The organism is Pseudomonas sp. Q11 (genome assembly GCF_024494355.1).
GTDB classification, from domain to species: Bacteria; Pseudomonadota; Gammaproteobacteria; order Pseudomonadales; family Pseudomonadaceae; genus Aquipseudomonas; species Aquipseudomonas hefeiensis.
The window spans coordinates 117,158-130,336 of the sequence record NZ_JAKNQY010000006.1 but is presented as its reverse complement, the minus strand read 5'-3'; the positions used below and the strand labels follow the sequence as shown (position 1 = coordinate 130,336).

Genomic DNA, 13,179 nt, shown 5'->3' with positions numbered 1-13,179 from the left:
GCGGCAGGCCCAGGTGTGGGGTCTATTTCATCGTCTGGGCAATGACCTGCACCAGGTCGATCTGCTTGAACGGTTTGGTCAGCCGCGGCAGTTGCGTGGCGAATCCTTCCAACCGTTCGGCGTAGCCGGTGGCCAGGATGATGGGCAGATTCGGTTGACGGTCACGCAGCAGTTTCGCCAACTGCGCACCGTCCATCTGCGGCATGGCCATGTCGGTGATCACCAGATCGATGTCCGGATTGAGTTCATACATTCGCAGCGCCTGAGCCGCTGATGGGGCGCAAAACACGCGGTGGCCCAGGTCTTCGATCAGCAGCCGGGTGCTGGTCAGCACCAGGCTGTCATCGTCCACTACCAGCACCCGTAGCTCGTTCACCGGCTGTGTCGTCGTGGTCTGAGGCGGGGCCTTGTCTGGCGCCGAATCGTCAGCCACCGGCAACCACAGCTCAGCGGTAGTGCCCTCGCCTATGCGGCTCTTGAGCATCAGGCGGCCGCCCAGTTGCTCGGCCAACCCGTGCACCATGGACAGACCCAGGCCCGTGCCCTTGCCTACGCCTTTGGTGGTGAAAAACGGCTCCACGGCCGACGCCAGCGTCGCTTCGTCCATGCCCTCGCCCTCGTCGGTGACGGACAGGCAAATGTATCGCCTTGGCGCCATCGGTGTGTCCTTTCCTGCCTCGGTGCCTGAGCGCTCCTGGGCAGTGATGAGTATCCGCCCCCCATGCGGCATGGCATCCCGAGCGTTGGTCGCCAGGTTCAGGATGGCCAGTTCCAGTTGGTTGACATCGGCCAGCACCGGTGAAAGCGCTTGAGCAAAGTCGGTCTGGATGTGTATCGACGGGCCAATGGAGCTTTGCAACAAACCACTGATGCCCTGTACCAGCGTGGATAGCTCCACCGATTCAGAGGTCAGTTTCTGCCTGCGGGCGAACGCCAGCATTCGTTGCGTCAGCGAAACACCGCGAAGCGCGCCCTGGGTGGCGTTATCCAGCAATTGGGTGAGTTTCGGATCGCCGGGCATGCGCTTGCGCACGATTTCCAGGTTGCCGAGGATTACCGTCAGCAGATTATTGAAGTCATGGGCGATACCACCGGTGAGCTGGCCGATGGCTTGCAGTTTTTGGGACTGGAACAGCGCTTCACGAGCCTGCTCCAAGGCTTGCTGCGCGCGGGTGGCATCGGTGATGTCGCGGGTGATTTTGGCAAAACCCAGAAGCGTCCCCGTGTCGCTGCGGATTGCGTCAATGACCACATGAGCCATGAACCGCGTGCCATCCTTGCGTAATCGCCAGCCCCTTTTTTCGAAGCGCCCTTCACTGGCGGCGATGCTCAAGGCGCGCTGTGGCTCACCGGCCTCGCGGTCCTCGGGGGTGTAGAACATCGAAAAATGCCGGCCGATGGCTTCCGTCGGAAGATAGCCCTTGATCCGTTGCGCGCCCAGGTTCCAGTTGGTCACCTGGCCGTCAGGGTTGAGCATGTAGATGGCATAATCGGTGACACTTTGTACCAGCAGGCGAAACTGCTGCTCACTTTGCTTGAGGGTTTCCTCGGCCATCTTGCGATCGGTCAGGTCGCGGGTGATCTTGGCAAAGCCGAGCAAGTCGCCGCTTTGGCTATCGATGATCGGGTCAATAACGACATGGGACCAGAACAGCGTTCCGTCCTTGCGCACCCGCCAGCCCTCACCTTCGAAACGGCCCTCGTGCAAGGCCGTGTCCAGCGCCCGTTGCGGAAGACCGTCTGCGCGATCCTGATCGGTGTAGAAGCGTGAGAAGTGCTGGCCGAGAATCTCGGACTCCTCGTAGCCTTTGAAACGCCGGGCGCCGGAGTTCCAACTGGTGATGATGCCCGACGGGTCGGTCATGTAGATGGCGTAGTCGACCACGGCGTCGATGAGCAGGCGAAAACGCTGTTCCTGGTTGATGAGTGCGGTCTTGGGGGCGTCTTCAAGCATTTTTTTGGCCAAGGCATCCAGAAGGATTTTTTGCGAAGTATGGAGCAAGTGCGGCATCGGAAATAGTGATTAAATCCGTGGGAATCAGCAGCTTGTTCGCGATATGAGATTCACCACAGATCCTCTGTGGGAGCAAGCTCACTCCCACAGCAGTTGTGCCGCTCTTGACTAACTGACCACCAGCGCGGCAACAAGTGCTGCACCCTCGCCTCAGCAAATCGATCGTCGATCAACATCACCACCCCACGATCCTGCTGCGTTCGGATGACACGGCCAGCAGCCTGCACCACTTTTTGCAGACCGGGGTACAGATAGGTGTAGTCGTAACCGTCGCCAAAAATAGCCGCCATGCGCTGCTTCATCTGCTCGTTGACCGGGTTGAACTGCGCCAGCCCCAGGGTTGCGATGAACGCACCGATCAGGCGGGAGCCCGGTAAATCAATGCCCTCCCCGAACGCGCCGCCCAACACCGCGAACCCGATGCCCTGGCTGTGTTCCATGAATCGCTCAAGGAACGCCTGCCGGGGCGCTTCGCCCATGCCGCGTGATTGTGACCAGGTGGCAATCTGCGGGTGGCGCTCGGCAAACAGTCCGGCCACTTGTTGCAAGTAATCAAAACTGCTGAAGAAGGCCAGGTAATTGCCCGGACGCTCGCTGAACTGGCGAGCCATCAACGCGACGATAGGTTCCAGGGACGCATGGCGATGGGCAAACCGGGTGGAGATCCGGCTGACAATCTGTACATCGAGCTGTTGCGCCTGGAATGGCGATTCCACATCGATCCATACGGTGTCGGCCGGGGTCCCCAACAGGTCGCTGTAGTAATTGCGGGGGCTCAGGGTGGCGGAAAACAGCACGCTGCTACGGGCCGCCGTCAGCCTGGGTCGCAGGAAAGCGGCCGGCACTACATTGCGCAGGCACAGGGTCGATGCGCTTCGTTGGCGCCCATATTCGCGCTTGTGTATGTCGAACAGAAAATGCTCATCGAAGGCTTCCGCCACACGGGCAAACTGCAAGGCATCGAAGTAAAACGCCTGTAAACCGCTATCCAGGCCCTGGGGATGGTCATTGAGATAATCGCTGATAGCCGTGGTACACAGCGACAGAGCCTGGAGCAATTTATCCGGTGGTTTTTCATAGGCCTGATAGACCGCGATCTGCGACTCATGCAGCGCGTTCCACTGGCGGCTGACTCGTTGCAAGGCTTTCTTCAGCGCTTCGGGAGCGGTTTTGCGCACCACTGCCAGGTTGGATTGATCGAGGGTCGCGCTGTACATCTGCCGGCCCCGTTCCACCAGATTGTGGGCTTCATCCACCAGGGTCGCGACGGTCCAGCCATTGGCCTGGGCAAGGCCGAAGAGCAAGGCACTGAAGTCAAAGTAATAGTTGTAGTCAGCGACCACCACGTCTGCCCAGCGGGCCATCTCCTGGCTCAGGTAGTACGGGCAGATATCATGGGCCAAGGCAACATCGCGCAACGCCGCCTGATCGAGCAGCGTGACCTGGCTCGCCGCCGCGCGGGCGCGCGGCAGCCGATCATAGAACCCGCGGGCCAACGGGCAGGCTTCGCCATGGCAAGCTTTGTCCGGATGCTCGCAGGCTTTGTCCCGGGCGATCATCTCCAGCACCCGCAACGGCATCGACGGTGCACTTTGGGTGATCACCCGGGCCGCATCCAGCGCCAGTTTGCGCCCTGGGGTCTTGGCCGTAAGGAAGAACACCTTGTCCAGTCGCTGTGGCGCCAGCGCCTTGAGCATCGGGAACAAGGTGCCAACGGTTTTGCCAATGCCGGTGGGCGCCTGGGCCATCAGGCAGCGGCCGGTGCTGACGGCCTTGAACACCGACTCAGCCAGGTGTCGTTGCCCGGTCCTGAAGCCGACGTGGGGAAATGCCAGCGTCTGAGCCCCCAGGTTGCGCGCCTGTCGGTGAGCCATTTCCTGTTCGGCCCAGGCGAGGAACAGCGCGCACTGTTGTTCAAAGAAAATCTCAAGCTGCGTCGCTTCGAAGCTTTGGGTGAGGCAGGTTTCCTTTTCGCTGACGATGTCGAAGTAGACCAGCGCCACGTCGATCCGCGGCAGTTGCAACTTCTGGCACATCAGCCAGCCGTAGATTTTCGCCTGGGCCCAATGCAACTGGCGATGATTGGCCGGTTGCTTGTCCAGGTCGCCCCGGTAGGTCTTCACTTCTTCGATACGGTTGCAGGCCGGGTCGTAGCCATCGGCCCGGCCTTTGATCTTGAGCGTCTGGTAGCGGCCCTCCAGGCTAACTTCGGCCTGGTAACCCTCGCTACGCCGCGCGGCCACGGTGCGATGGCCGACGATCCCTTCCATGGCCGTGGGCGACGGCGTAAAGCGCAGGTCCAGGTCGCCGGTCTTGGCGGTGAACTCGCACAGCGCGCGAACGGCGATGCTGTAGCCCGGTTCCAAGGTCATGCGCCCTGCTCCGCCCACTGCACATAACAGACGGCGATCGGCATCTGGTGTTCATGACAGAACTCCAGCCAGCGCAATTGATTGTCTTGCAGGCGGTCGCCGGGGCCTTTGACTTCGATCATGCGATAGGTTTTGTGCTGCGGCCAGAACTGGATCAGGTCCGGCATGCCGGCGCGGTTGGCCTTGATATCCAGCAGCAGGCGGCTGAACCAGTGCTTGAGGTGTTCGGCAGGCAGGCAGTCGAGGGCTTGATTGAGCAGCTCTTCGGACAGCGCGCCCCAGAATACGAAAGGCGACTGCACCCCCCATTTTTCTGTGTAACGACGGACAATGGTGTCCCGGTAGCGTCCATCGTCGAGTTGCGCGAAACAGGCGGCGAACAGCTCGGCGCGTCGGTCGTGAAAGTCTTCGTTGAGCAGGTCCACCGGCCCGCGCTGGAACGGGTGGAAAAACGCCCCCGGCAACGGGGCAAAAATCACCGGCCAGCACAGCAGGCCAAACAGCGAATTGATCAGGCTGTTCTCCACGTAGTGCACCGGCGCGGTTTCATCGTGCAGATGGGCCTGAACGTGATACTCCACCGACAAGGCTGGATCGACACGAGGCAGGTGCAGGTCCAGCCGCTCCACCTTGCGCGCCATGGTTCGCGGCACCGGAGGCCTGCCCAGCTTGCGGCGCAGCCGGGGCAGGATCCTGAGCAGTGCCTGGGTTTCGGCGGCGCTTTGCGGCGCCTTAGCGGCCGCTTCACCCCATTCAAGGGCCTGGGCGTACTCGCCGATGCGCTCCAGTACCCGGATCATCCGCAGCCGTGCGCCGGGGTAGCTGCAATCGTGATAGATGCGTAAAGCCAGGGTGAAATCACCGGTGCGCTCGCCGTGCTGGCCGATCTGGAACAGCAGCTTGCCCCGGCGTCGCTCCAGCCACGGATTGTCCAGGTTCAGGGCATGGATTTGGGCAACGATCTCTTCAAGAGGCTCGCCGGCTTCGAAACGCTGCTGACATTCGTGCAGGAAGAGGCAGGCATCGACATCCTGGCGGCTGCGCAGACCACGGGATTGGGCACTGAACTCGACGGTTTCATAGGTGAAGATGCCCAGGTCCGCCAGCACGAACTCTGACCAGTCCTGATAGAGATTGCCGAAAAACAGCAACCGCAGCCGGTCGCAGAGGTCCATGATCGTCAGGCTGAAAAGACGGTCTTCGAGTTGCGGGCACCAGCTGCGAAAAGGCTGTGGTTGATCGAAATGACCCTGCAAGGACTCCAACCACTGGCCCTTTGTCGCCTTGGGTTGTTCGATCAGGTGACCCAGGCACAGGATGATTTCCTGTTTAAGCAGCACCTCGAACAGCTCGACAAGGCCAAGAGGCGCCTGCTCCTCGACCCAACCCTGTGCCAACAGCGGTTCGATGGCGCTGCCAATATCACCGATCTCAGGGTAATGCAGCTTGCTATGGCGAAAGCGCAGGCCCTTGCGCATCACCATGCGCACCAACACCCCCTGGGACGCACGAGGCAAAGTGGCGAAATGCTCGATGAAACGTTGCTCCTCGGCGCTGAGCACGTCGGCATAACGCTGCGTCAGCCAGGCGAGCACCTGCTGAAAGTTGTTCAGGTAGTAGAACGGGTCGTCGAGAGGGTTATTTGTCACGGAAAGAGGTGCCATGCCTGCTGGAATACTGGTTATGCGTACAGATATCAGCTGCGGCGGGGCCAGGCAACTGCAAAAGATGAGTGGTCACCTGCATTTAGCAGGGAAATCCTGCAGTCGGTGATGAACTTTCCTACGGCAAGCGAGACCAATGGCGGTCAACACAGTGATGCCGCGGTCTAATCAACTGAACTGCGTCTTTTTGATTGAGAGGTTACGGATATGAACATCAGGATTCTGGGTCTGCCCTTGGTCGCCGCTGCGCTCCTGGCTCTGGCCGGCTGCTCGTCACCCACGGTGGTGACCTTGCAGAACGGTACCCAGTATTTGACCAAGGATGCCCCCAACACCCGTACCGCCGACGGTTTCTACGAGTTCGAAGACATTTCCGGCAAGAAAGTCCGGGTCCGCGCCGATGAAGTGGCGACAGTTCGCAAGGAAGACTGAGTTTATTGCAGCCCTCTTCGCCCGGAGAGGGCCTGATCCCATGTCATCGGCTGAATCCGGTGCCCATTGCGGGTGTCGGACTGCCTTCTTCGCAACGGATCGGCCCGCCTTTTCGCCGCATCATCTGATCCCTCAATCGCAGGCAGCGGTTGTGAGGCTTGTTTGCTGCTCACTGCTGCACTCCCCTTGTGCCGAGGGGACACACGCATCCCCTCAGCACAACGTGCTCAAAACAACCTTGGATCAGGCGAACACAAATTCGCCTCCTACCTGGCTCGGATTGACCCCCACCAGGGTCACGGAACTGTCACCCACCTCCAGCAGCGTGTCATTGCCGACCTGAGACAGGTGCTGGCGGTAGTCGTAACCTTCCCCGGCGCCCTGCACGCCAAGGAACACCAGTGTGTCGCCGGCATCATAACCGCTGATCAGGTCGTGGCCGAACGCGTCATTGAAAAAGAACGTGTCAGTGCCGCCGCCCGATTGCAGCCGGTCATTGCCCGACCCGCCGACAAAGGTGTCGTGACCCGTGCCGCCCAGTAGCACATCGTCGCCGTCATGCCCGAACAGCCAGTCCCCCGATGATCGGGCGGTCAAGGTATCGTCAGCCGAGGTGCCTGTGGTCGACGATGCATACGCCGTCAGCTTGCCGCCCGCCACCAGACCGTTGGCCGTGACACTGTGGCTGACCTCGTCCTTGAGCAGGCCCCAGAACAAACCAGGCTCTTTGCTGACGAGCGTGTCGATGTCGCGGGCCATGCTGATTGCACCCTGGGCATCGCGCACGTACAAGGTCCCGGCGCCGTCCTGGACGAAGCTTGCATCTTTCACCGAGGACTGCAGTTGCAGGGTGTTGCTGCCCTGCCCGCCCAATATCACGTTGTACCCACCCTCGTCGCGAAAGGTGTCGTTGCCGGCGCGGCCCTCCAGATAGTCATTGCCCCGCCCGCCCTGGATCAGGTCATCACGCTCGCTGCCGATGATGAACGTGCTGCCGGTGTGGGTTTCAGCGTTGCGATTGAGGTCCTGGACCCACGTATTGCTGCGTGCGGGATCCGACAGGTTGGCGACGATGACGGTGGAGTCTTTCTCGGTGAGGTCGTAGAACGCCGAATCGAGGATCCGGCCCATGCCATCGCCGTAACCGGTGGGCAGGTGGGATATCCAGGTGGGGATGTTGAGGATAGAAAACGGCAACACGTTCCAGGCCGCCGAGGCGTAATGGTCGTTGAAGCTGACGATGTTGTTGGTGGCTGACTCCTGCTGGGCATCATGCACGCCCACCGACGCAGGGGTGAACGTGGAGCCGTCCAGTGCCCGGAACACCGGATCGTTTTCATAACCGATGTTCAGCACTTTGTCGGTGCTGCTTTGGGTTGGCGAGGCGTAGGCGATGTAATTGGCGCTGCTGTAGAACCCCGACCATTGGCTGGCGCTCAAGTCCGCCAGGCTGTTGACCGCCAGCCCACCGAGGCTGTGGCCACTGACCAGCACGTCCTGGCCCGTCAGGCCGTGGGCCTGGGCGAACGCCGCGACGTCCCCGAGCAAGTTGCCGAACGCTTGGCCGACGTAGTTTTTCGCGTAGTCCTGAGGCCCGAACGCCGCCATCAGATCGCTGATGACGTCGCCAATGGAGTCGCTGATCAGGGTTTCCCGTGGGCCGCTGGTGCCACGAAACGACACCCCGATTTCCGTCAGTTGTCCATCGGCGTCGTACTTGCCGAGAATTTCCACCTGCGCGGTGGTGTAGCCAGCCTTCTCACCAAAAAAAGTGCCACGGCCATCCACTTTGCCGGTGTAGCCCAGCTGCGATGCGCTGATCGGGGTCCAGCCGGCCTTTTGCACCGCCTCCAGGGCGAGTTGCTCCGAGTCGGGGTTCCACGGCACGCCGGGGATCACCCCTTGCGAATCGGTGCCGCCCAGCAACGCCGTCACCAGCGTGGCGGGCAGTCCCGCACCGAAGCCGTTCTGCTGGTAGCCGGCGGAAAAACCGTGGTCCAGGTTGTGGTAGGAATACAGCATGATCGCCATTGCATCGCTGACCAGCGCCTTGGACTCGGTGGTGCCGAGGTTTTTATAGTCGTAGATACCCATTGTGATGACCTCTTTTTTTGTTGTTGGAACGGTTGCTGAAACCGGCGAAGTTCTTACAGCGCTGCCAATCACTGGGTCAGCGCCGGGGACACAAACGCCTCATCCACCTGCGCCAGGTCCTGCGCGCCCAAGGTGCCGGCGTAGTAGTGCAACTTTGTCCAGGCCATGAGGTAGTCATAACGGGCCTGGGCCAGGTCGCGTCGGGTGGTGTAGAGCTGTTGTTCGGCGTTCAGGGCATCGAGGTTGACCCGTTCGCCGCCGAGGATGCTTTGCCGGGTCGAGACCACCAACGCCTCGGCGGCGCTGAGGGCTTTGCGGTATGCCCGCAGTTTGTTCACCCCCGACATGCAGGCGCTGAACTGGCGGCGCAGTTCGATCAGGGTTTCCCGGGTCTTGGCGTCCAGTTCATATTCGGCCCGCTCCATGTTGCGACTGGCCTGGCGGGTCGACGCCGACACCCCGCCACCGGCGTACAGCGGCACGCTGATCTCAAGACCAATGGTGTTGGTGTCATAGCGCTGGTTGTAGGTGTTACCGCTTTCCGACTCGTTCTGGCGCATCGTCGCGTAGGCGCTGACCTTGGGCAGGTGTCCGGCGCGGTTGCGTTCGACTTCGAAGCGCGCCACGTCCACGGCCTGGCGCTGGGACGTCAGGGTCGGATTGTTGCTCACGGCCAGTTCGTGCCATGTCTGGAAACTGGCCGGTTGCAAGGCAAAGGTCTGGAACGTTTCCCTCAGGGGCGCCAGGTCGCCGATGTTCAGGGTCGGGACGCCAATCAACGAGCCAAGTTCGCGCAGGGAAGCGTCCTGCTCGTTGCGGGCCTCGATCTCTTCGGCAATCGCCAACTCATAGCGCGACTCCGCTTCAAGGATGTCGGTGCGGGTGCCTTCGCCTTGGGCAAACAGGTGCTCGTTCTGATGAAACTGCTGTTCGAAAGCCTTTTTCCTGGCCTGGGCAATGTCGATCTGATCCTGGGCGAACAACGCCTGGGTGTAGGCGCTCAACACCCGCACCAGCAACTCCTGGCTCTTGCCACGAAAGTTTTCGTCGGCGAACAGCGCCTGGGCCACGCCTTTGCGATAGGCGGCGTAGGCCTCGTAGTCCAACAAAGGTTGTTGCAGGGTCAGGCTGGAGCCGTAGCTGCTGTAGTTGCGGTCGTCATGCTGGCTGGCGCCGCGCTCGTTGAGGTAGGTGACCTTGGACTGGTTACGTCCCTTGTTGTAGCTGTAGCCCAGGTGCGGCAGCAGCCCGGCGCGGCCAATGGCGCGGTTTTCCAGGCCGGCATCGCGCTCCTTGATCGCGCCCAGGTAGACCGGGTCATTGCGCAGGGCTTGTTCATAAAACTCGAATGGGCCCATGGCCCAGGCACTGTTGCAGATAACCGCCGCCAGCGCGGCGAGCCAGTAAAGTCCCTTCATACCCCCAGATATCCTTATTCTTCGGTCAACGCGGAGCCGGCTCGGTCGAGCAGCGGTTTGAACAGGTAGTTCATGAGCGAGCGCTCACCCGTGCGCACGAACATTTGCGCCGGCATTCCGGGCTTGATCACCAGCCCGTTGAGTTTTTCCATCGCCACTTCGCTGACGCTGCTGCGCAGGACGTAATACGGCTCTGCGGTCTTTTCATCGATCATCTGGTCGGCGGAAATCAGGCTGACCTCCCCCGGTACCCTCGGTGTGCGGTTCTGGTTGAACGCGGTGAAGAGAATGTCCACTGGCAAATGGGTGCCAACCTTGTCGATCAGGTTGACCGGCAGGTGCCCTTCGACTTCCAGTCGCGTGCCTTGGGGCACGATTTCCAGCAAGGTATCGCCTTGACGGACCACGGCGCCTTCAGTGTGTACGCCCAGGTTCACGGCGATGCCGTCGGCGGTGGCAAGGATCTCGCTGTGCTGCAGCTCAAACGCGGCAGACTTGAGTTGCTGTTGCAGGGTTTCGCTCTTGAGTTGCGCCTCGGCCAACTGACTGCGCACTTCCTTCTGGTATTCCTCATTGTGTTGCTCAAGCGTGAGGCGGGACTCGACGATGCCCTGCTCCACCCGGCCGCTTTCGCCACTGTTCTGCGCCAGTTCCTGCTGCACTTGCGACAGTTGCCGTTGATAATCCAGCAGACGGTTGCGCGGGATGTAGCCGTTATCCGCCAACGGTTGCAGGTTGCTTAGCTGCTGGCGCAGGGACTGGGCCTGGGCATTGAGGTCATTGCGCGCCCGGCGCATGCCCGCCAGCTGCGCCGTGGCGCCTTCGATATTAGCGCGCAGCGCGGCCTGCTCCCGGGCCACCGCTACGCGTCGGCTGCTGAACAACTGCCGCTGGCCTTCGAGTACCAGCGCCAAGCGTGGGTCGGGGTCGTGGCTCAATTCAGCCGGAAAGCTGACCTGCGGGAGGTTGTCCCGCTCGCTTTGCCAACGTGCCAGGCTCGCCCAAGCCATGCGGTACTGGGCTTGCAGCGATTGCACATCGGCCGCTGTCTGAGTCTGGTCCAGGCGGAACAGTGGCTGGCCCTGTTTAACCGCCTCGCCTTCACGCACCAGGATCCGGCTGACCACGCCGCTGCTCATCGATTGCACGGCCTTGCGCTTGCCGGACACCACCACGGTGCCTTGCACCGCAATACCTTGGTCCAGCGGCGCCAGGCTGGCCCAGGTGAAAAAACTGCCGGCGCCAATGATTGCCAGTGCCCACCCCAGGCGGGCGAAGAAACGGGCATCGCGCTCGGGCCGTTCGAGGTCTTGAGAGTGTTGCAGATTCATGTCGCGATCCTTGCTCATGCGCCGCTGGGTTTGCTGGCTGCCGGGTACTGGCGACTCATGCTCAGTCCGTTGGGGGCTGCCTGGGGTTTGTCGCGTTGCAATTGTGGCTGGCCGGACAATGCCCGTAGCACCTCCTGGCTTGGACCGAACGCTTGTAAGTGGCCTTCATTGAGCACCAGCAGCTTGTCGGCCTGGGCCAGCGCCGAGGAGCGATGGGTCACCAGCACGACGGTGGTGCCCTGGGCTTTCATCTGCGCGATGGCGCTGGCCAGTGCTGCTTCGCCAACCGTGTCGAGATTGGAATTGGGTTCATCGAGCACCACCAGACTCGGCTGGTCATACATTGCCCGGGCCAGGGCGACGCGCTGTTTCTGGCCGCCGGACAAACCGCTGCCATCCTCTCCCAGCAGAGTGTCGTAGCCTTGAGGCATGCGCAGGATCAGCTCATGCACGCCGGCCTGTTGCGCGGCGGCGACGACTTTTTGCGGGTCGGCCTGGCGGAAACGGGCAATGTTCTCGGCAATGCTGCCGCTGAACAGCTCAATGTCCTGGGGCAGATAGCCGATGTGCGGGCCAAGCTGGTCGCGATTCCAGCGATGGATGTCAGCCCCGTCCAGCCGCACTGTGCCAGCGAAGGTGGGCCATACACCCACCAGCACGCGGGCCAGGGTGGATTTGCCGGACCCCGACGCCCCGAGTACCCCGAGCACTTCCCCGGCGCTCAGGCTGAAACCGAGCTGATGCAGCGTCGCGTTGCGCTGCCCCGGCGGGCCGGCACTGACCTGTTCGAAACTCACCTGGCCCTTGGGCGATGGCAATGTCATCGCCTCGTCCTGGGTTGGGTAAGCCTGCAACAGCGCGTCGAGACGGCGATAAGCCAGTTTGGCTCCGCTCCACTGCTTCCACACGGCGATCAACTGGTCGATGGGGCTCAACACCCGGCCCATCAGGATCGAGCCAGCAATCATCATTCCAGCGGTCATGTCGCCCTTGATCACCAGCAGCGCGCCCAACCCCAGCACCAGCGATTGCAGGCACAGGCGCAGGGTCTTGCTCAGGGAGCTGATCACCGCGCCGGTATCGCTGGCCTGGTTTTGCAGACCGAGAAAGCGCGAATGCACGGCGAACCAGCGGCCGCGCAATGCGCCGAGCATGCCCATGGCCTGGATGGTCTCGGCGTTGTGCAAGTGGCTGGTCGCCAGTTGGCTGGACTGTTGCGAGTAAACACTGGCCTGCCCCAAGGGCTTTTTAGTCATGGTTTCGTTCAGACAGGCCAGGCCAATGAGCAGCAACGTGCCGACGGTGGCGAACACGCCGAGCCAGACGTTGAACAGATAGATCACCAGCAAATACACCGGAAACCACGGAGCGTCGAAGAATGCGAACAGCGCAGGTCCCGTGACGAACTGGCGGATATGGGTAAGGTCTCCCAGCGACTGCCCGGCGTTGCCCTCGCCCTGGCTCAGGTTTCGCTCGAACGCGGCCTTGTACACCTGAAGGTTGAAGCGTCTTTCCAACTGGCTGCCGATGCGGATGACGATGAAGCTGCGGACCATTTCCAGCAGCCCGATAAATACGAAAAAGCCCACCACCATTAACGACAACATCCACAGCGTGGTTTCGTTTTGGGATGACAGGCCCCGGTCATACACTTGGAGCATATAAATCGAAGGCGCCAACATCAGGACATTGATCAGGGCGGTAAAACAACCGACGCTGACCAGAATGTTTTTATAATCGGCCAGCGCTCTAAACAACGGCACCGTGGCCGTGCTCCTTGCCATGCTCATGAAGTTATCCTTGCTGTTGGCTTTGCCAGGTTATTCAACTTGCCAATCTTTAAATGGTTTACAT

At 61.1% G+C, this 13,179-nt stretch carries 8 protein-coding genes; 1 reads left to right on the top strand and 7 read right to left on the bottom strand.

The window, feature by feature from the left end; translation table 11 throughout:
* Positions 1 to 22: 22 nt before the first annotated feature.
* The 3 genes from MA884_RS09020 to MA884_RS09010 form a co-directional block, all read right to left on the bottom strand.
* Complete coding sequence (locus MA884_RS09020; RefSeq protein ID WP_256230130.1) at positions 23 to 1,954, bottom strand: PAS domain-containing sensor histidine kinase; 1,932 nt, start codon at positions 1,952 to 1,954, stop codon at positions 23 to 25.
* Positions 1,955 to 2,064: 110 nt separating this feature from the next.
* Positions 2,065 to 4,386 carry an ATP-dependent DNA helicase gene (locus MA884_RS09015; RefSeq protein WP_256230129.1) on the bottom strand — a complete coding sequence of 774 codons (2,322 nt, stop codon included), beginning with the start codon at positions 4,384 to 4,386 and terminating at the stop codon, positions 2,065 to 2,067.
* Positions 4,383 to 6,050, bottom strand: a complete 1,668-nt coding sequence (locus MA884_RS09010) for a VRR-NUC domain-containing protein (RefSeq protein ID WP_256230128.1) — start codon at positions 6,048 to 6,050, stop codon at positions 4,383 to 4,385. The genes MA884_RS09015 and MA884_RS09010 overlap by 4 nt, the downstream gene beginning before the upstream one ends.
* Positions 6,051 to 6,257: 207 nt before the next feature.
* Here MA884_RS09010 and MA884_RS09005 point away from each other — a divergent pair, with 207 nt between their 5' ends.
* Positions 6,258 to 6,482, top strand: coding sequence for a YgdI/YgdR family lipoprotein (locus MA884_RS09005; RefSeq protein ID WP_173406954.1), 225 nt, complete (start codon positions 6,258 to 6,260; stop codon positions 6,480 to 6,482).
* Positions 6,483 to 6,725: 243 nt separating this feature from the next.
* Here MA884_RS09005 and MA884_RS09000 read toward each other — a convergent pair whose 3' ends face one another.
* The 4 genes from MA884_RS09000 to MA884_RS08985 form a co-directional block, all read right to left on the bottom strand.
* Complete coding sequence (locus MA884_RS09000) at positions 6,726 to 8,576, bottom strand: polyurethanase (protein ID WP_256230127.1); 1,851 nt, start codon at positions 8,574 to 8,576, stop codon at positions 6,726 to 6,728.
* A gap of 68 nt (positions 8,577 to 8,644) precedes the next feature.
* Positions 8,645 to 9,994 carry a TolC family outer membrane protein gene (locus MA884_RS08995; protein ID WP_256230126.1) on the bottom strand — a complete coding sequence of 450 codons (1,350 nt, stop codon included), beginning with the start codon at positions 9,992 to 9,994 and terminating at the stop codon, positions 8,645 to 8,647.
* Between the two features lie 14 nt (positions 9,995 to 10,008).
* Entirely contained in the window at positions 10,009 to 11,343 is a 1,335-nt protein-coding gene (locus MA884_RS08990; RefSeq protein WP_256230125.1) for an HlyD family type I secretion periplasmic adaptor subunit, read from the bottom strand.
* Positions 11,340 to 13,115 carry a type I secretion system permease/ATPase gene (locus MA884_RS08985; protein WP_256230124.1) on the bottom strand — a complete coding sequence of 592 codons (1,776 nt, stop codon included), beginning with the start codon at positions 13,113 to 13,115 and terminating at the stop codon, positions 11,340 to 11,342. Before MA884_RS08985 ends, MA884_RS08990 begins: the two co-directional genes overlap by 4 nt.
* Positions 13,116 to 13,179 lie beyond the last annotated feature (64 nt).

Coding starts and splice junctions, on each gene's coding strand:
- MA884_RS09005 (WP_173406954.1), top strand. CDS start 6,258: ATGAACATCAGGATTCTGGGTCTGCCCTTGGTCGCCGCTGCGCTCCTG.
- MA884_RS09015 (WP_256230129.1), bottom strand. CDS start 4,386: ATGACCTTGGAACCGGGCTACAGCATCGCCGTTCGCGCGCTGTGCGAG.
- MA884_RS09000 (WP_256230127.1), bottom strand. CDS start 8,576: ATGGGTATCTACGACTATAAAAACCTCGGCACCACCGAGTCCAAGGCG.
- MA884_RS08985 (WP_256230124.1), bottom strand. CDS start 13,115: ATGAGCATGGCAAGGAGCACGGCCACGGTGCCGTTGTTTAGAGCGCTG.
- MA884_RS09020 (WP_256230130.1), bottom strand. CDS start 1,954: ATGCTTGAAGACGCCCCCAAGACCGCACTCATCAACCAGGAACAGCGT.
- MA884_RS09010 (WP_256230128.1), bottom strand. CDS start 6,050: ATGGCACCTCTTTCCGTGACAAATAACCCTCTCGACGACCCGTTCTAC.
- MA884_RS08995 (WP_256230126.1), bottom strand. CDS start 9,994: ATGAAGGGACTTTACTGGCTCGCCGCGCTGGCGGCGGTTATCTGCAAC.
- MA884_RS08990 (WP_256230125.1), bottom strand. CDS start 11,343: ATGAGCAAGGATCGCGACATGAATCTGCAACACTCTCAAGACCTCGAA.